Annotated in this window: 18 protein-coding genes; 3 read left to right on the top strand and 15 right to left on the bottom strand. The window is 72.0% G+C overall.

Annotated features, from left to right (window positions below; all coding sequences use genetic code 11):
* Positions 1 to 2 precede the first annotated feature (2 nt).
* From FIP57_RS12520 to mftA, 15 genes are all read right to left on the bottom strand, one after another.
* Positions 3 to 1,130, bottom strand: a complete 1,128-nt coding sequence (locus FIP57_RS12520; protein WP_148573799.1) for a sugar ABC transporter substrate-binding protein — start codon at positions 1,128 to 1,130, stop codon at positions 3 to 5.
* 44 nt (positions 1,131 to 1,174) lie between these two features.
* Positions 1,175 to 2,038, bottom strand: a complete 864-nt coding sequence (locus FIP57_RS12515; RefSeq protein ID WP_162529791.1) for an MBL fold metallo-hydrolase — start codon at positions 2,036 to 2,038, stop codon at positions 1,175 to 1,177.
* The gene (locus FIP57_RS23230) at positions 2,035 to 2,409 is read right to left on the bottom strand and encodes a cupin domain-containing protein (RefSeq protein ID WP_162529790.1); all 375 of its coding nucleotides are present in this window, start codon (positions 2,407 to 2,409) and stop codon (positions 2,035 to 2,037) included. Before FIP57_RS23230 ends, FIP57_RS12515 begins: the two co-directional genes overlap by 4 nt.
* Positions 2,410 to 2,646: 237 nt before the next feature.
* Positions 2,647 to 2,973: a DUF1330 domain-containing protein gene (locus tag FIP57_RS12510; RefSeq protein ID WP_148573797.1), complete on the bottom strand. Its 327-nt coding sequence runs from the start codon at positions 2,971 to 2,973 to the stop codon at positions 2,647 to 2,649.
* The gene (locus tag FIP57_RS12505) at positions 2,970 to 3,644 is read right to left on the bottom strand and encodes an isochorismatase family protein (RefSeq protein WP_148573796.1); all 675 of its coding nucleotides are present in this window, start codon (positions 3,642 to 3,644) and stop codon (positions 2,970 to 2,972) included. Before FIP57_RS12505 ends, FIP57_RS12510 begins: the two co-directional genes overlap by 4 nt.
* Positions 3,641 to 5,056 carry a dihydroorotase gene (locus FIP57_RS12500; protein WP_162529789.1) on the bottom strand — a complete coding sequence of 472 codons (1,416 nt, stop codon included), beginning with the start codon at positions 5,054 to 5,056 and terminating at the stop codon, positions 3,641 to 3,643. The genes FIP57_RS12505 and FIP57_RS12500 overlap by 4 nt, the downstream gene beginning before the upstream one ends.
* Entirely contained in the window at positions 5,053 to 5,955 is a 903-nt protein-coding gene (locus FIP57_RS12495) for an isocitrate lyase/PEP mutase family protein (RefSeq protein ID WP_148573794.1), read from the bottom strand. Before FIP57_RS12495 ends, FIP57_RS12500 begins: the two co-directional genes overlap by 4 nt.
* Before the next feature lie 8 nt (positions 5,956 to 5,963).
* On the bottom strand, positions 5,964 to 6,632 hold the full coding sequence (locus tag FIP57_RS12490) for a GntR family transcriptional regulator (RefSeq protein WP_148573793.1): 669 nt from the start codon (positions 6,630 to 6,632) through the stop codon (positions 5,964 to 5,966).
* A gap of 124 nt (positions 6,633 to 6,756) precedes the next feature.
* Positions 6,757 to 8,373, bottom strand: a complete 1,617-nt coding sequence (locus tag FIP57_RS12485) for a GMC family oxidoreductase (RefSeq protein ID WP_148573792.1) — start codon at positions 8,371 to 8,373, stop codon at positions 6,757 to 6,759.
* The gene (mftF, locus tag FIP57_RS12480) at positions 8,328 to 9,686 is read right to left on the bottom strand and encodes a mycofactocin biosynthesis glycosyltransferase MftF (protein ID WP_148573791.1); all 1,359 of its coding nucleotides are present in this window, start codon (positions 9,684 to 9,686) and stop codon (positions 8,328 to 8,330) included. Before mftF ends, FIP57_RS12485 begins: the two co-directional genes overlap by 46 nt.
* 2 nt (positions 9,687 to 9,688) lie before the next feature.
* On the bottom strand, positions 9,689 to 10,393 hold the full coding sequence (gene mftE, locus FIP57_RS12475; protein WP_148573790.1) for a mycofactocin biosynthesis peptidyl-dipeptidase MftE: 705 nt from the start codon (positions 10,391 to 10,393) through the stop codon (positions 9,689 to 9,691).
* A complete protein-coding gene (gene mftD / locus FIP57_RS12470) occupies positions 10,390 to 11,616 on the bottom strand; it encodes a pre-mycofactocin synthase MftD (RefSeq protein WP_148573789.1) in 1,227 nt (408 codons plus the stop codon). The genes mftE and mftD overlap by 4 nt, the downstream gene beginning before the upstream one ends.
* A 13-nt stretch (positions 11,617 to 11,629) precedes the next feature.
* Positions 11,630 to 12,901, bottom strand: a complete 1,272-nt coding sequence (gene mftC, locus FIP57_RS12465; RefSeq protein WP_148573788.1) for a mycofactocin radical SAM maturase — start codon at positions 12,899 to 12,901, stop codon at positions 11,630 to 11,632.
* On the bottom strand, positions 12,898 to 13,173 hold the full coding sequence (gene mftB / locus FIP57_RS12460; RefSeq protein ID WP_148573787.1) for a mycofactocin biosynthesis chaperone MftB: 276 nt from the start codon (positions 13,171 to 13,173) through the stop codon (positions 12,898 to 12,900). Before mftB ends, mftC begins: the two co-directional genes overlap by 4 nt.
* Positions 13,173 to 13,268: a mycofactocin precursor MftA gene (gene mftA / locus FIP57_RS12455; protein WP_148573786.1), complete on the bottom strand. Its 96-nt coding sequence runs from the start codon at positions 13,266 to 13,268 to the stop codon at positions 13,173 to 13,175. The genes mftB and mftA overlap by 1 nt, the downstream gene beginning before the upstream one ends.
* A 108-nt stretch (positions 13,269 to 13,376) precedes the next feature.
* Between mftA and mftR the strand changes: the two genes are divergently transcribed.
* Genes mftR through FIP57_RS12440 form a run of 3 tightly spaced genes read left to right on the top strand, consistent with a single transcriptional unit; the run spans position 13,377 to position 17,017 of the window.
* Positions 13,377 to 13,958 carry a mycofactocin system transcriptional regulator gene (mftR, locus tag FIP57_RS12450; RefSeq protein ID WP_148573785.1) on the top strand — a complete coding sequence of 194 codons (582 nt, stop codon included), beginning with the start codon at positions 13,377 to 13,379 and terminating at the stop codon, positions 13,956 to 13,958.
* Between the two features lie 11 nt (positions 13,959 to 13,969).
* Complete coding sequence (locus FIP57_RS12445; protein WP_148573784.1) at positions 13,970 to 15,982, top strand: MFS transporter; 2,013 nt, start codon at positions 13,970 to 13,972, stop codon at positions 15,980 to 15,982.
* A gap of 33 nt (positions 15,983 to 16,015) precedes the next feature.
* Entirely contained in the window at positions 16,016 to 17,017 is a 1,002-nt protein-coding gene (locus tag FIP57_RS12440; protein ID WP_148573783.1) for a D-2-hydroxyacid dehydrogenase, read from the top strand.
* Positions 17,018 to 17,019: the final 2 nt, after the last annotated feature.

Below are 17,019 nucleotides of genomic sequence, written 5' to 3'. Positions count from 1 at the left end.
ACTTACGCCAGGCCCCACAGCTCGAGGTAGGCGTCCGGGTACTCGTCGCCGAACCCCTTGCCGCTCTCCGGCGGGTTGCCGGTCTCGTCGACGTTCGAGGCGTCGATGAGCCGCAGCGGGCCGGTCTCACCCGGGATCGGGTCCACGCCGAGCATCGCCCGGAAGGCGACGTCCATGTTGACGTAGGCGACCCAGTCCGGGTTCTCGGCGACGTTCACCGCGACGCTGCCGTCCTTGATCATCTTGAGGATCGCCGGCGTGCCGTTGAACGTGTAGATCTTGACGTCGCGTCCGCCGGCGGCCTGGGCGATCCCGGGAGCGGCGTACAGCGCGATGCTGTCGTAGATCGGGAGGACCGCGTTGATCTTCGGGTCCTTCAGAAGTGCTGACTGGACGAGCCCCTGGACCTGGGTGGACCACTGCGCGACGGGTGCGTTGATGACCGTCGTCGTGGAGCCCTCCGGACCCTCCTCCTCGAGCGTCTCCTGGATCGTCTGGACCATGCCCTCGGACGGGCCGGTCTCGGAGACCTCGATGACGAGCGCGTGCACCGGCTCGCCCTCCAGGTCCGCGATCGCGTACTGCGTGAAGAGCCGGGCGGCCTGGTTGAAGGGCGCGAACGCCTCGTACTCGAGGCCCGGCGTGCCCTCGCCCTCGCTGTCGCTCAGGTGCAGCGGGATGACCGGGATGCCGGCCTTCTTGGCGGCGTCGATCTGGGGCCCGAGCGTCTCCGCCAGCGGACCGTTCAGCAGGATCGCCCCGGCGTCCGCGTTGATCGCCTGCTGGATGCCCTGCTGGAACGAGGTCTGCGTCCCGTCGGACGGGAACGTCTTGTACTCGACACCGGCCTTCTCGGCGACGGCCTTCATGGCGTTCTCGCCGACCGAGTAGAACTCGGCCTTGCTGTCGATCGGGATCGAGTAGATGGTCTCGCCCTCGAGCTTCGACACGTCGATCGGCTCACCGAGGTCGTCGGTGCCGGGGACCGCCTTCGCGGCGTCCACCGCCTCCTTGGCGGCCTCGGCCTTGGCGGTGTCGGCCTCGCCGCCACCGGCCTCGGACGAGCCGCCGCAGGCACTGAGGAACAGCAGCGCGGACGTGGCCGCGGCAGCGATACGGAGCTTCTTCATCGGCTTCCTTTGAACGTGGAGGGAGTCGCGTTGGCCCGGAGTGGCTAGCGGTTCGCGAGCTCTGGGTTGTCGATCAGGTCGTCGTAGATCCGGGTGATGGACCGACGCTGGAACATCTCGACGAGCGAGTCGGGGTAGCCGACGTAGTCGTCCGTGTCGACGTGGATGTTGTCCTCGAAGCGGATCTCGTCGCACGCCTGGTCGCGGGAGTGGCCGGCCGCGATCGCAGCTGCCACCTCCGCGACGACCTCTCGACCGAGCTGGCGGTAGTGGTCGACCACCGCCCGGTCAGCGACCTCGCCGTGACCTGGCACGAGGTACTCGAAGTCGTACTCCGCGACGGCGTCGATGGCGTCGAACCAGTCGACGAGCCGCGAGTCCTGGAAGGAGGGGAGCCCGGCCTCGCACACGATGTCGCCGGTGAAGATCACGGCGTCACCGGGGAACCAGGCGAGGAGGCTGTTGGCCGTGTGGCCCGGGCGGAAGGTGAGCTCGAGGCTCGCACCGCCGACGTGGAGGTCGAGCCGCTCGCTGAAGACGACGTTCGGCACGCGGACCCGGTAGGTGTCGAGCATCGCCACCGCGTCCGGGTCGATCCGAGCGAACAGGTCGGCGAGGTACTCGTGGGTCGGCGGCTCCTCGAGCAGCCGCCGACGGGTGCCCTGGTGCGCGACGACCTCGCCGCCCTGCCAGAAGTTGCCGATCGTGTGGTCCGGGTGGTGGTCGGTGTTCACCACGAACCGGGTCTCCCCGAACGCCGAGACCGTCTCGTTCCAGCGGATGGCGTCGGTCGGGCGGTGCGGGCTGTCGACCAGGATCAGGCCGTCGTCGCCCACGACGATCGAGTTGTTGCTCCCCAAGTGCGCGGTCTCGACGTGGACGCGGCTGGTGATCTGCTTGAGGGTCACTGCTGGTCTCCCTGCTTCGGCATCGATGGGCCGCCGAGGAACCCGGGGAGGAGGTCGACCCGCATCGGGCTGAAGACCTCGACGAACTCCGCCTCGCCCTCGATGCTGCGGCCGCCGTGGACCGCCCCGCGGGGCACGAACGCGATGTCGCCCTCGCTCAGCTCCAGGTCGGCGCCGTCGATCGTGAACGCGATCCGGCCGGCCAGCATGACGATCGCCTGCTCCGCGTCGTCGTGGACGTGGGGCGGCAGCTCGGTCGGGTGCACCCAGCGGATCCGGTTGACGCTCATCTCCCGTCCGGCCGCGGCGCGCCGGAAGTTGTTCGGCAGCCCCTCGGTCTCGGGGAGGTCGGACCACGGACAGGCGTACATCGGACCCACCTCTCTGAACCTTCGGCTTCTCCCCCGGCTGTCCCGCAGACGCTAAGGTCGTCGACTACAGACTGTCAACAGTTATCTTTCGGCAGTTGACTGTCGAAAAGCAGCCCTCCAGGCCTGAACGCCGGGCAGAGGTCGTCCGACGCCTGAGAACGCACGAGAGCGGGCGTTCGCGTGCGCGCGGCAGCGACCGCCCCGGCCGGCGGGTGGGGGGTGCAGGGAGGACGGAGCTCAGGCGGTGGGCGGCGTCCCGGTCGCGTGGTAGACGTGCGAGGTGGCCGCCGCGTGCCGGAGACCGACGACGGCCTGGTAGTCCTCGGAGTGGTAGAACTCCGTGACCCGGGCGAGGCTGTCGAACTCGACGACCACGAGGCGCTCGAAGGTGCGGCCGCCCTCCTTGACCAGCACCTCACCCGGTTCGGTGAATGCGTTCACCAGCAGCCGTGCACCGTACTTCGCGAGGACGGGTGCGCTGCGTTCCAGGTACTCGTCGTACGTCTCGCCGTCGTGGACCGTCACCTCGGCGACGATGTAGCCGGGCGCTCCCGTGGTGGTCATGGGGCCGGGACGCCCTCGAGCGCGTCGACGAGCTCGGAGGTCGTCAGCACGTCGGCGTACTTCTGCCCCATGTCGAAGAGGTTGACCTCGTGGACCAGCGGACTGCGGTCGTACACCGCGTCGTTCGGCACGGCCACCTTGTAGTTGTAGGAGAAGGCGTCGACCGCGCTCCCCCGGACGCAGCCCGAGGTCGAGCAGCCGGTGACGACGAGGGAGTCGACGCCGGCCTGGACCAGGTAGCTCAGCAGCGGTGTGCCGAAGAACGCGCTCGGGTGGCGCTTGGGCAGCAGGATCTCGCCCTCGAGAGGCGCGATCGCGGGGTGGAACTCGTAGCCCTTGTCCGGGATGTCCATGATCCCGGGAACCTTGGCGCCCAACGCACCGGCGTCGAACGCCTTCTTCGGGGCGACGTACGGATAGAGGACCGGCCAGCCCTTCCCCCGGAAGAGCTTGAGCAGCCGCTCGATGTTGCCGACCGCGTCCCAGGCCACGTCGCCACAGCTGGTCGTGAACTCCTGGATCGCCTCGTCGAACGGCCGCGGCTCGGTGCCGGTCGTGCGGTACTGCACGTCGATGATGAGCAGGCCGGGTCGCTTGCCGAGCCCGACCGGCCGCCCGAAGCCGGCGGCGTCGTACCGCTCTCGGGTCAGGTCGTCGATGATCTCGGTCATGCTGCTCCTTCGTTCCGGACCGCGGCGAGTGCAGTGGCGCCGCTGTGCTCACGCCGCAGATAGCGGCCTGTCGTGGTGTCGGCAAGGACCCCGTCCCGCATCGCGAACCGGCCCCTGACGATCGTGTGGATGACGCGGAGCGGCACCTCGGTGCCCTCCCACGGGGTGTACTCCGCCCCGGAGTACTGCGTCGCGGCGTTGATCGTGTAGCTGCCGTCGAGGTCGACCACCGCGAGGTCCGCGTCGGACCCGACGCGGATGGTGCCCTTCTGCGGGTACATGCCGAACAGCTGGGCCGAGCGCGTCGACGTCGCGTCGACGAGCCGGTCCAGCGGCACCCCGCGACGCAGCCCCTCGCTCAGGGTCAGCGGCAGCACTCCCCCGGTCCCCGGGAAGCCGGCGGAGGCGGACCAGACGTCCTTCTCCTTGGCGGAGCGGTGCCGTGCGTTGTGGTCCGAGCCGACCGTGTCGACCTTGCCCTCCGCGAGGGCGGTCCACAGCGTCTCGAGGTCGTCCCGCTCGCGGATCGGCGGGTTGACCTTGCCGTAGGTGCCGCATCCGGCGTCGGTCGTCAGCGTGAGGTACTGCGTGCAGGTCTCGACGAAGAGGTTCTCGTACGAGCGGCGCTGCCGCTCCATCGCCTCCAGGGCAAGGCGGCTGCTGGTGTGCACGGCGTAGACCGACGCACCGGTGATCTCGGCCATGTAGGCCACGCGCTGGACCGCCTCCGCCTCCACGAACGACGGCCGGGACTGGTTCCAGGCGCTCAACGGGCCGCGCGACTCGTCGATCGGGCGGTTCTTGAGCTTCCACACCAGCTCGATGTTCTCGGGGTGCGGGTTGATCATCGCGCCGCTGTCGGCAGCCGTCCCGAGCACGTCGTACATGTAGCCGTCGTCGTTGCCGGGAAGCCCTAGGTACGCGCCCTCCTCGCCCTTGAAATTCATGAAGAACTTGAAGCTGGAGATCCCGAACTCGCGCATGTAGGCCGGGATGTCGTGCACGTGGTCGTCGGTGCCGACGCAGATGTGGAAGCCGAAGTCGGTGTAGGAGTCCTGCTCCATGACCGCCTGGGCACCGGGGACGACCGTCTCGTAGGGGTCGCCGCTCATCAGGTAGACGAGCATCGTGGTGATCCCGCCGTTGACCGCGGAGGCCGTCTCCAGCCGGGCGTCGTCGGGGTCGCGCGGCACGCGGATGTCCTTGCCGAGGTGCACGTGCGGGTCGATCGCGCCGGGCAGCACGAGCTTGCCGCCGAGGGACACGACCTCGCGCGCCTGCGCGTCGGAGTCGCGAGAGACGATGCCCGCGATCCTGCCGTCGGTGATCAGGAGGTCGACGTCCGAGACGCCGCTGCCGTGCAGGTAGACCCGGCCGCCGCTGAGCCGCGTGTCGTGGATGGTGGTGGTCACGCCGACGCCTCCTGCCCCACGAGGTCGGCGGCGTAGCGCCGGTCGAGCTCGTCGAACTCCGGCTTGCGCACGAGCTCCTGACGGTCGGCCCAGGTGATCATGAGGTCGGCCGCCTCCTTGGTGTCCCCGTGGGTGAGCAGGTGCTCCATGACCCGGCGGGCACCGGCCACGGCACCGCGCATCGCCGCGTTGGCGTAGAGGGCGATGGAGAACCCGAGCTCGCCGAGCTCCTGGCGGGTCGTGAGGGGGGTCAACCCCCCTTCGACCATGTTGGCCATGTGGATGCCGGGCACGGTGCGCACGACGTACGCCATCTGCTCCAGGGTCCGGGGAGCCTCGACGAAGAGGATGTCGGCGCCCGCCTCGGAGTACGCCGCCGCACGCTCGCAGGCCGCCTCCAGCCCTTCGGTCGCCAGCGCGTCGGTGCGGGCGATGACCAGCATCTCGGGGTCGAGCCTGGCGTCGACCGCAGCCTTGATCTTGCCGACCATCTCCTCGCGGGAGACGACGTCCTTGCCCGCGAAGTGACCGCACTTCTTCGGGCTGACCTGGTCCTCGATCTGGATGGCCGCGGCGCCCGCGCGCTCCAGCTGGCGGACGGTGCGCTGGACGTTGAGCGCGTTGCCGAACCCGGTGTCGGCGTCGACGACGAGCGGGATGGAGACCGCCTCGGCCATCGCGGCGACGTGGCTGACGAGCTCGGTGACCGACAGGAGCCCGAGGTCGGGCACGCCGAGGTAGCTGTTGGTGACGCCGGCGCCCGAGACGTAGAGCGCCTCGAACCCGGACTGCTCGACGACGCGCGCGGTCAGCGCGTTCGGTGCCCCCGGGAGGATGAGGGGCCCGGAGGAACGTTCGATCAGGGCCCGGAGCCCGAGAGTGCTGGCCATGCTGGTCATGTGTCCTTTCAGCGTTCGCCGGTGAATCCCAGCGCGTTCATCGCGCTCCGGCGTGCGAGGTCGAGGTGCTCACGGACGGCGCGCGCAGCGTCGTCGGCAGAGCGGGACTGGAGTGCGGCCACGATGTCCGCGTGCTCGTCCAGCGCCTCCTTGGCGCGGACGGGCCGGCTGGCCGAGATCGACCGGGCGAGGGAGATCTGGGCCTGGGTCTCGGCGGCGGCCCGCTCCAGCGCGGCGCTGTCCGCGAGCGACAGCAGGCGGCGGTGGAAGTCGCGCCCCGAGGGGTAGCGCCCGCCGGACATCTCGTCGCCGGTCGCGGCCACGAACTCGCCGAGCTGCTCGAGATCCTCGTCGCTCGCACGCTCGCACACCAGCCGGGCGGCGTACATCTCGTAGGCCGTGCGCAGGTCGTAGAGCTCGGCGATCTCCCGCTCCTCGAAGGTGCGGACGAAGGCCCCCCGGTGGCTGATGATCGTCAACAGCCCCTCGCCGGCGAGCCGCTGGATCGCCTCGCGCAGCGGGCCGCGGCTGATCCCGAGGGCCGACGCGAGCGCCACCTCGTTGAGCCGTTCGCCCGGCGGGATCGTCCCGTCCAGGATCAGCTCGCGCAGCACTCCTTCGGTGCGCTGCGAGAACGTCCCGTCGCGCGACAGTGCTGAGCTCGGCCCATCCCCCATGGGGCACCTCCTGTTGACGTGGCTGCGGTCCTCGGTCGGGACCGTTCCCGCCCTCGCGCGCGAAGCTGCATGGCGGTGCGAGGAGGCTTCATTCTTGATCGCGCCCGTGTCAACTGTCAACAGTTTATTGCGCAGCGATGCGGCTCGCCGCCAGCCAGGCCAGCGCCATAACCGGGGCCGCGGTGTTACCCGAGACCTGCCTCGGTAGCACGGAGGCGTCGACCACGCGGAGCCGGTCGACGCCCCGGACCCGGAGGTCGGCGTCCGCGACGGAGCCCATCGCGCAGGAGCCGACGGCGTGGTAGATCCCGCCGCCGTGGGCGCGGGCGTGCGCGACGACCTCGTCGTCGGTCGAGACCGATGCCGTGGGGAAGACCTCACGCTCGACGAGGTCGGCGAGGTCGAAGGTCCCCACCACCTCCCGCGCGTGGCGCACCGCGGCCACGGTTGCGCGCTGCTCCGCGGGGTGCTCGAGGAAGCGCGGCTCGATGAGCGGCGGGGCTTCCGGGGCGGCGGCGGACACGTGGACCGAGCCCGCCGAGGTCGGCCGCAGGGCGTAGCCAGTGAACAGCAGCCCGGAGTACGGCGCCGGGGCGAGGTGCGGGGACGTCTCGTCGACCGCGATCGGGACCCACACGGCCTGGAGGTCGGGGCGGTCGAGGTCGGGCGTCGAGCGGAGCTGGGCCACGACGTCGTAACCGCTGGTGGCGAGGGGCCCCTGCCTCGTGCGCAAGTAACGCGCCGCCTCGCGGATCCGGCGGGCCCGGGTGTCGAGCCGCCCGTCGAGCCCCGCCCCGTCACGGAACCGCACCTGCATGCTGATCCCGCGGTGCTCGACGAGTCCCTCCCCCACGCGTTCGCTCGCCACCCGCACGTCGATGCCTGCCGCGCGCAGCACGTCCGGGTGCCCGATGCCCGAGCGCTCGAGCAGCAACGGGCTCTCGAGGGCGCCGGCGGCCACGACGACCTCGCGGCGGGCCCGGACGGCCTCGACGCGGGCGCCTCGGCGCAGCACGACGCCGACGGCCCTCGTGCCTTGCAGCAGCAACCGATCGGCGCGGACTCCGGTGGCGACGGTGAGGTTGGGGCGGCGCAGCGCCGGACGCAGGAACGCGGTCGCGGCGCTGACCCGGCGGCCGCGTGCGATGGTCGCCGGGGTGAACCCGATGCGGTCGTCGTCGCTCGCGTTCACGTCGTCGACGACGCGGAGCCCGCGCGCCTCCGCCGAAGCGACCACGGCAGCACTGACCGGGTCGCCGGAGGCGGGCACGGACACCGCCAGGGGCCCGCCGGCGCCGCGGGTGTCCGAGGCGCCGAGCGCGTGGTCCTCGATCTGGCGGTAGGCCGCCAGCACCTCGTCCCAGCCCCAGCCCTCGTTCCCGTCGTCGACGAGCGCGTCGAAGTCCGGCACGGCGCCCCGCACGTACATCAGCCCGTTGACCGCGGTGGAGCCGCCCAAGCCGCGACCGCGGGTCCACCACTCGGCCGGCACGCCGTCGGTCGCACGGGTCCGGTAGCGGTGGACGTGCCGGTCGGAGCGGAGCGCGTAGGCGAAGGCGCGCGGGACGGTGAGCAGCGGGCTGCGGCCGCGGCCGCCGTCCTCGACGAGGAGCACCGACACCGCAGGGTCCGCGGACAGCCGTTCGGCGAGCACGCAGCCGGCCGCGCCGGCGCCGACGACCACGTAGTCGTGGCTCACGACGGCCTCGCCGTCCGCGGCGGACGGGTCGGCAGGAGGCACCGGAGCGACCTCTCGCGCACCGCTCCCGACCAGACCCCGGCGCCGTAGGCGAGGTCGTCGAGCCGGCGGCCCACGGCGAACCGGACCGGGTCGAGCGCCGGGCGGGTCTTCCGGTGGGCCATGACGGCGTCGGCCACCGCGGCCACGGCCACCAGCCGCCCGATCCGCGCCGAGCGGGTGGAGAGCACGACCGCCAGCGGCCACCAGTGGCGCAGGAGCAGGGCGGCCACCTGGCTCGCCGTGGTTCGGACCCCGAAGGCGACCAGCTCGACGCGCTGCCGTGGCGTGGTGTCGGGGAGGGCCCGGCCCACGTCGACGTACGACCGGACGAGGAGCGCGACCACGGCCGGCAGGCTCCACCGGCGCTGTGCCGCAGCCGCGACGGCGAGCGCCGCCGACGGGACGGAGAGCACTGCCGGCGCGACCGTGGCTCCGTGGCGCCGGGCGAGCGGTGCCGCGCTCCGGCCGTAGGTGACCTTGCGGCCCAGCCAGCCGCGCACCGTCGTGCGGTGGTCGTGCCAGGCGTGGACGTCGGCGCGGTAACGGACCCGCCGCCCGTCCGCGAGGAGCCGCCAGACGAGGTCGACATCCTCGCCCGCCATCAACCGCTCGTCGAAGCCGTCAGCGAGCGCGTCGGCGCGGGCGACCAGGCATGCCGACGGGAGGTAGGTCACCGGCGACATCGTGCGGACCGTCGCCGACGCCGGCCCCAGGTCGAGCGAGCCGCGAGCGTCCTCGTACCGCTCGAACCAGCGCCGCCCGTGCCGCGTCCGCACCCGGGGTGCGCCCGCAGCCACGCCCGGGTCGGCGAGCTCCCCGAGCAGCTCCTGCAGGGTCTCCGGGGTGACGACCACGTCGGCGTCGACGAACGCGACGTACGGCGTGGTGACGGACCGCAGCCCGGTGTTCCTGGCTGCGGCGGGTCCGCGGTTCACCTCCAGACGGAGCAGCTCGGCACCGTGACGGCGTACCACGTCGTCGAGGGCTGCCCCGTCGGGCGACGCGTCGTCCACGACCACGACTCGCACCCCGGCCAGGGCCGCCAGCAGCCGGTCGACGCGCCGCGCGTCGTCGTGCACGGGTACGACGACGGTCAGCAGGTCGAGCGGCAGCGTGGCACGACCTCCCACGACCCGGGCGAGGTCGAGGTCGAGCAGCCGCTCCACCAAGGCGGCTCGAGCCGGGTCGGTGGCCTCCACCTCGCGACCGTCGAGCAGCGAGCGCGCGGCGGGCGAGAGCCGGAGCACGCGGCCCGCCCGGACGACCACCGGTGCGACCCGGACGTCGTCGTGGAGCCGCACCGCGAGCGCCATGGTCAGCCGGTGTGGACGTGGTACACGAGCCTGCCCCGCTCGTCGGCGCGGCCGTCGCGCACCGCGGCGACGGTGTCGGCGACCATCGTCTCGAGGAGCTCAGCACCGCGCTGGGCGGTGGCGCCGGCGGGATCGCCGAGCACGCCGTTGGCGGACACCGCCGCGATGCCGCCTTCGACCAGCGCGGGCAGGATCTCGGCGAGCGGACGCGTGTCGCCGGCCTCCGCGCGGTCGAGCCGCACCGAGCCCGGCCGCAGGTGGAGCATGAGCGAGGTCTCGGTGACGCCGGCGTGCAGGTCCACCTCCTCGGTCGCGCACGGCACCCACGCGACGTCGTGCTGCTCGTGCACGAGCTGGGCGACCGCACCCACGATCGCCGTGAGGTTCCCGCCGTGGGCGTTGACGAGGACGACCCGCCCGACCCAGGTGCGCATCGACCGCACCAGCTCGACCACGAGGTCGCGCAGGACCGGCGTGCCGATCGAGGAGGTGCCGGCGAACGACTGGTGCTCGCCGCTGCTGCCGTAGACGACCGGCGGCGCGACGAGTGCGCCCAGCCGGGCGGCGGCTCCCTCGGCCACGGCCACGGCGATCGTGGCGTCGGTGTCCAGCGGCAGGTGCGGCCCGTGCTGCTCCAGCGAGCCGACCGGGACCAGCACCAGCGGGGCGCCGGTCACCTCCGGCCAGGTCGCGTCGGCGAGCCTCATGAGCGGCGCGGGACCCCGAGCTCGCGGGCGAACCCCGGCGCGATGACGAGGTGTTCCGGCGTGAGCTCGTGGACCGAGGAGAGCCCGAGCCCGAGCAGCGCCGAGTCGATGCCGCCGCGCAGGATGTCGAGGACGTTCTCGACGCCGGCCTGGCCGTTCGCGCCCAGCCCCCAGAGGTAGGCGCGGCCGATCATGACTGCCCGCGCCCCCAGCGCGAGGGCCTTGACGACGTCGCTGCCCCGCCGGATGCCTCCGTCGAGCAGGACCTCGACCTGGTCGCCGACGGCGTCGACGACCGAGGGAAGCACCCGGATCGGGGCCGGCGTGCCGTCGAGGTTGTTGCCGCCGTGGTTGGAGACCGAGATCGCGTCGACCCCGCAGTCGACGGCCTGCAGGGCGTCGTCGACGCGGCAGACGCCCTTGAGCATGAACGGCCTGCCGGAGAGCTGCGCCCACTGCTCCCGCATCCACCGCACGTCGTCCCAGGTGGGCGGCGGCGTGGTCATCCACTCGTAGTAGGCGCCGAAGAAGGTCGGCCCCTTGCCCTCGCCGGGCGCCGCCAGGTTGGGCGCGGTGAGGTCGGGCAGGTCACGGGCGAAGGAGGCGAGCCACCGCGGCTTGCGGAGCACCTTCGGCGCCATCCGTACGGCGGTCTTGAGATCGACCTTCTCGGGGATCTCGGGGCTGCCCCAGTCACGCCCCATCGAGAACGACCAGTCGAGGGTGGCGATCAACGCCTGGGCGCCGGCCGCGTGTGCACGTTCCATCCGCTGCACCATGACGTCGCGGTCACCGGTCCAGTACATCTGGAAGAAGGTCTGCGGGTTCGCCGCCACGACCTCCTCGACCGAGCGGCTGGCGAAGTTGCTCAGCCCGATCACGGTGCCCCGTGCGGCGGCGGCGCGCGCGACCGCGACCTCGCCCTCGGGGTGCACGGCCTGCACCCCGGTCGGCGACATGATCACCGGCAGCGAGATCTGCTGGCCGAGCACGGTGGTCGCCTGGTCGCGCTTGGCCTGCTGGCCCGCGACGTGCGGCGCGAAGCCGAGCTCGCGGAAAGCCGCCTCGTTGTCGCTCATCGACTGGCCGCGCTCGGAGCCGGCGACGAGAGCGGCGTACACCGGCTCGGGGAGCCGCTTCCGCGCACGCTGCTGCGCGACCGCCACCGACTCGAACCAGGGGTTCTGCTTCCAGGGGTTGGTGAGCCACTCGGGCTTGGGCATCGTCGTCCTCGTCTCAGGGGGTGAAGCCGGCCAGCGGGCTCTCGGCGCAGGCCGAGACCGGCGCGGCGGTCAGGTCCGGGCGCCGGGACAGCTGGAGCATCACGGGCTGGTTGCGGCCCGGGGCGACGCGCGAGTGGTCCTGGCTGGGGGCCGGGAGGATCCGGTCCCCTGCCAGCGCCTGCTCGCCGTACCCCTGGACGCACTCGGGGTCCGGGCCGTCGAGCGGGAGGCCGGTGAAGAACTTCGCCGCCATGCACCCACCGCGGCAGGAGTCGAAGAACGAGCACGACGCGCACGCGCCACCGGTCTGCGGCGAGCGGAGGTCACGGAACAGCTCGGACTGCTGCCAGACCTGCTGGAAGCCACCGTCGGACAGCACGTTGCCGGCCAAGAAATTGTCATGGATGGCGAAAGGACAGGCGTAGACGTCGCCGATGGGATCGATCAGGCACACCACGCGCCCCGCGCCGCAGAGGTTCAGCCCCGGCAGCGCTCCACTTCCGTCTGCCGGGCCGTAGGCCGAGAGGTGGAAGAACGAGTCACCCGTCAGCACGTCCTCGCCGTTGGCGACCAGCCAGTCGTAGAGCCCCTTCTGCTGCTCGGGCAGCGGGTGCAGCTCGTCCCAGACGTCCGCGCCGCGACCGCTGGGGCGCAGCCGGGTGAGCCGCAACGTCGCGCCGTAGCGGTCAGCGAGCGCCTTGAACTCGTCGAGCTGGGTGACGTTCTGCCGGGTCACGACCACGGAGATCTTGGCGTCCTTGAACCCGGCGGCAGCGAGGTTCTCCAGCGCCTTGATCGCGGTGTCGTAGGAGCCCGGGCCGCGGACGTAGTCGTTGACCTCCGGCGTCGCGCCGTCGAGCGAGATCTGCACGTCCACGTAGTCGGTGGAGGCGAGGAACGCCGCACGCTCGGGCGTGATCCGCACGCCGTTGGTCGAGAACTTGACGCCGACCTGGTGGTCGACGGCGTACTGCAGCAGGTGCCAGAAGTCGGGACGGATCGTCGGCTCGCCGCCGCCGATGTTGACGTAGAAGACCTTCATCCGCTGAAGCTCGTCGATGACGGCTTCGCACTGCTCGGTCGTGAGCTCGCGGGGGTCGCGGCGCCCCGAGGACGAGAGGCAGTGCGCGCACTCGAGGTTGCACGCGTAGGTGAGCTCCCAGGTCAGGCAGATGGGCGCGTCGAGCCCGAGCTCGAACTGCTGGACCAGGGAGAGGTCGAGAGGACGGTCGACGGTGCCGTTGACGGTGCTGTTGGCGGCGTGGTGGTCGAGGGTGGCGGTCATGCCGCGGCCTCCTGGGTGCGGGGACGGATCATGTCGGCGGCCGCGAGGCCGCGGAGCGCGGTGACGTAGGCGTCGTGCTGGTGGGCCGGGACGCCGGCCTGCTCGAGCGCCGAGCGGACGTCGGGCTGGTCGGCGAGCCCCTGGACCACGACGACGAGCTCGGGACGCTTGAGGAAGGTCAGCTTCCGGTTCCCGAAGTGGTAGGCGAGGGCGCCGAAGGGCTCGGGCCGCAGCTCGACCGACGGCGACATGGTCCAGGGCTCGTCGAGCATCAGTAGACGCCGCACATGCCGTCGATCGAGACCTCTTCGATGAGGTCGGTGGCCGACAGCTCGGCCTCGACCTGGGGCTCCTGGGGCTCGCTCATGGATCCTCCTCGTGTTTCGACACTCGGTGCCAATAGTGGGTGGCGACACCCTAACGGCACTCGTGGTCACAAGGGAAGACCCTTCCTGTCGCTAGTGTTCGGGCCGTCATGAGCAGCCGCGGCAGACCGGTGGTCACGAGCCACGCGGACATCGAGCGCGCTGCGTTCCGGCTGTTCGCGGAGCGCGGCTTCGAGGGGACCACTCTCGACGCGATCGCGGAGGCCGTGGGGGTCGGCCGACGCACGCTGTTCCGCTACTTCGACTCCAAGAACGACATCCCGTGGGGACAGTTCGACCGGACGCTGGACGGGTTCCGCTCGATCCTCGCCGGGATGCCGGACGACCTGCCGGTGTGGGAGGCGGTCCACCGCGGCGTCGTCGAGTTCAACCGGTTCGACCCCGAGGCCGACCCGCCGCACCGTGAGCGGATGGAGCTGCTCCTCCGCACGCCGGCGCTGCAGGCGCACTCCGTCCTGCGGTACGCGGACTGGCGCCAGGTCATCGCGGAGTACGTCGCGCAGCGGCTGGAGCTGCGCCCCGACGGCCTGCTCCCGGAGACCGTCAGCCAGGTGTCCCTGGCGCTGGCACTCTCCGGCTACCAGCTGTGGCTGGCGGACGAGGAGGCGTCGCTCACCGACCTGCTGGAAGAAGCGATGAGCTCGTTGCGGGAGTACCTGGAGCTGGGGTGAGGGAGACCAGAGTGCCGACCGACCACGCGCCGGCGACCGAACGGGCCGCCGGACCGGCGGTCCGCGGCAACCCGACCCTGATCGTCGTGATGCTGTCCCTGTGCGGGACGGTGGTCTCGCTCCAGCAGACCCTGCTCCTGCCGCTGCTCGCCGAGCTGCCCGAGCTGCTGGACACCTCGGTGGACAACGCGTCCTGGCTCGTGACGGCCACCCTGCTGAGCGGCGCTGTCGCCACCCCCACCGTCTCCCGGCTCGCGGACATGCACGGCAAGCGCCGGATGATGATGGTCGCCCTGGCGGTCTCGGTGGCCGGGTCGTTGCTCGGGGCCCTCAGCGAGGCGCTGCCGCTGCTGATCACGGCGAGAGCCCTGCAGGGCGTGGGGATGGCGCTGGTCCCCGTCGGCATCGCGATCATGCGCGACGAGCTGCCTCGCGACCGGGTGCCGCTCGGCGTGGCGATGATGAGCGCCACGCTCGCGATCGGCGCCGGCGCCGCGCTCCCGCTGTCCGGGGTGATCAGCGAGCACCTCGACTGGCACGCCTGCTTCTGGCTGACCGGTGTCGTCGGCGTCGTGCTCATGGCAGGGGCCAGGGCACTGATCCCGGAGTCCCCGGTGCGGACCGGCGGTGCGTTCGACCTGCGGGGCGCGCTCCTGCTCTCGCTGAGCCTGAGCGCGATCCTGGTCGCGCTCACCAAGGGTGGCCAGTGGGGCTGGACCTCGCCCCTCACCCTCGGCGTCGCGGCCGCCGGGCTGGTGATGCTCGCGGCGTGGGTGCCGCTCGAGCTGCGGACGCCGAACCCGTTGATCGACGTGCGGGTCGCGTCCCGCCGTGCGGTCCTCATCGTCAACGTCGCCTCGGTCTTCGCCGGGTTCGCGATGTACGCCAACATGCTCGTCTCGATGCAGCTCCTCCAGCTGCCCGAGGAGACCGGGTACGGCCTGGGGCTCGACGTGCTGCACGCGGGGCTGTGGATGGTGCCCAACGCGGCGGCGTTCGGGCTCATGGCACCGGTGTCGGCGTCGTTGACGCGCAGGCTCGGCCCGCAGACCACGCTGATCACCGGCGCGGCGATCATGGCGACGACGTACGTCGGCCGGGTCTACTACAGCGGGAGCCTGGGCGAGGTGGTCGTCGGCTCGGTGCTGGTCGGCATCGGCACAGCCCTGGTGTACAGCGCGCTCCCGACGCTGATCATGCGCGCGGTGCCCATCACCGAGACCGCGTCGGCCAACGGGCTCAACGTGCTGCTCCGTTCGCTGGGCACCTCGACGGCCAGCGCCGCGACCGCCGCGATCACCTCGGCGGCCGTCACCACCGTCGGTGGGCAGGTGTGGCCCACGCTGCAGGGGCTCACCACGATCTTCTGGCTGGCGGCCGGCTCGTCAGCGGTCACCGTGGCGCTCGGCGTCCCGATGCTGCGCATGCGGGAGTACGCCGTGGGGGCCGACCGTTCCGGGGCGGAGGTCACCGGCGCGACGTCCCAGGTGGTGAAGGGCCAGGTCGTCGACCCGAAGGGGCGGGCGATCCGTGGGGCGGTCGTCACCGTGCTCACCCCGGACGGCGGGGCCATCGACTGGGGGCAGGCGGACACCGAGGGGCGCTTCTCCGTGGCCATCCCCGACGCCGGCGACTACCTGGTCGTGACCACCGCGGACGGCTGGCGCCCCCGGTCGCGGATCATGCACCTCGACAACAGCGAGCCGCTCCCCCTGATCGGGCTGCGCGACCGGCTCACGCTCGAGGGGACCGTCACCGATGCGGACGGCGTCCCGATCGTCGACGCTCTCGTCGTGCTGACCCGCCACACGGGCGAGGTCGTCGGGTCGCTGCGCACCGACCACGACGGCCACTACGCGATGCCCCGCCCCTCCAACGGCCGCTACGTCGTCACCGTCGCCGCCCGGGAGGGGCTGATGGGCGCCCGGGCGATCACCGTCCTCGACACCGCACGCGATGTCGACCTGGTGCTGGGGACACCGCTGGCCGGCGACCCTTCGGTCAGGGAGCAGCCGACCCGGTGAGTTGCCCGCCGGGCCGTGCGGCAGGGTGAGCCCATGCACCCCCGACCCGACGACGCGAGCACCCGTCCGGTCGTCGTCGTCCTCTGCGACGGCGAGCGTCCGCCGGCCGAGCGGCTCGCGCCTCTCGAGAGCCGCGTCGACCTGCGGTACGTCGGCCCGGCCGAGCTCCCCGTCGCGCTGCCCGATGCACGGGCCCTGCTCCACTGGAGCGCACCGGCCGGGACCCTCGAAGCGGCCTGGTCACGCGCGACCCGGCTCCAGTGGGTCCACTACACCTACGCCGGAGTCGACGGGCTGCTGTTCGACGCGCTCCGCGACTCGGACGTCGTGCTCACCAACGCCCGCGGTGCCTTCGACCGGCCGATGGCGGAGTACGTCCTCGCCGCGATCCTGGCGCATGCCAAGCAGCTGCACCTGACCTACGACCTGCAGCGGGCCCGGACCTGGGAGCGGCGCGACACCACGACCGTGGTCGGCAGCACCGTGCTGGTGGTCGGCACGGGATCGATCGGCCGGGAGACGGCGCGGCTGCTGCGGGCGGTCGGGATGGCGGTGCGTGGCGCCGGTCGCACCGCGCGGGACGCGGACCCCGACTTCGACCGCGTCGTGGCGAGCTCGGAGCTCGCCGACCACGTCGGCTGGGCCGACCACGTCGTGCTCCTCGCGCCGCTGACCGAGGCGACGCGCGACCTCGTGGACGAGGAGGTCATCGCCCGGATGAAGCCGACGGCCCACCTCGTCAGCGCGGGGCGAGGGCTCAGCGTGGACGAGGACGCACTCGTAGCGGCCCTGGAGGGCGGCCGGCTCGCCGGGGCCACGCTCGACGTCTTCCGCACCGAGCCGCTCCCCTCCGAGCACCCGCTGTGGACCACCCCCGGGGTCGTCGTCTCGCCGCACATGTCGGGCGACGTGGTGGGCGACGAGCACACGTTGGCGCGCCAGTTCGCGGACAACGCCCAGCGGTGGTTGGCCGGCGAGCCGTTCCGCAACGTCGTGGACAAGCAGCTCGGCTTCGCCGCTCCCGAAGGCCCGTAGCT

The organism is Nocardioides caldifontis, from assembly GCF_008087345.1.
Classification (GTDB): Bacteria; Actinomycetota; Actinomycetes; order Propionibacteriales; family Nocardioidaceae; genus Marmoricola_A; species Marmoricola_A caldifontis.
Note: the sequence above shows the minus strand (reverse complement) of the source record. Positions and strands in the feature narration are given on the sequence as shown.

Excerpts from the sequence above, each read along its gene's own strand:
- FIP57_RS12520 (WP_148573799.1), bottom strand. The coding sequence starts at position 1,130 with ATGAAGAAGCTCCGTATCGCTGCCGCGGCCACGTCCGCGCTGCTGTTC.
- FIP57_RS23230 (WP_162529790.1), bottom strand. The coding sequence starts at position 2,409 with ATGTACGCCTGTCCGTGGTCCGACCTCCCCGAGACCGAGGGGCTGCCG.
- FIP57_RS12510 (WP_148573797.1), bottom strand. The coding sequence starts at position 2,973 with ATGACCACCACGGGAGCGCCCGGCTACATCGTCGCCGAGGTGACGGTC.
- FIP57_RS12505 (WP_148573796.1), bottom strand. The coding sequence starts at position 3,644 with ATGACCGAGATCATCGACGACCTGACCCGAGAGCGGTACGACGCCGCC.
- FIP57_RS12495 (WP_148573794.1), bottom strand. The coding sequence starts at position 5,955 with ATGACCAGCATGGCCAGCACTCTCGGGCTCCGGGCCCTGATCGAACGT.
- FIP57_RS12490 (WP_148573793.1), bottom strand. The coding sequence starts at position 6,632 with ATGGGGGATGGGCCGAGCTCAGCACTGTCGCGCGACGGGACGTTCTCG.
- mftF (WP_148573791.1), bottom strand. The coding sequence starts at position 9,686 with ATGGCGCTCGCGGTGCGGCTCCACGACGACGTCCGGGTCGCACCGGTG.
- mftE (WP_148573790.1), bottom strand. The coding sequence starts at position 10,393 with ATGAGGCTCGCCGACGCGACCTGGCCGGAGGTGACCGGCGCCCCGCTG.
- mftD (WP_148573789.1), bottom strand. The coding sequence starts at position 11,616 with ATGCCCAAGCCCGAGTGGCTCACCAACCCCTGGAAGCAGAACCCCTGG.
- mftC (WP_148573788.1), bottom strand. The coding sequence starts at position 12,901 with ATGACCGCCACCCTCGACCACCACGCCGCCAACAGCACCGTCAACGGC.
- mftB (WP_148573787.1), bottom strand. The coding sequence starts at position 13,173 with ATGCTCGACGAGCCCTGGACCATGTCGCCGTCGGTCGAGCTGCGGCCC.
- mftA (WP_148573786.1), bottom strand. The coding sequence starts at position 13,268 with ATGAGCGAGCCCCAGGAGCCCCAGGTCGAGGCCGAGCTGTCGGCCACC.
- mftR (WP_148573785.1), top strand. The coding sequence starts at position 13,377 with ATGAGCAGCCGCGGCAGACCGGTGGTCACGAGCCACGCGGACATCGAG.
- FIP57_RS12440 (WP_148573783.1), top strand. The coding sequence starts at position 16,016 with ATGCACCCCCGACCCGACGACGCGAGCACCCGTCCGGTCGTCGTCGTC.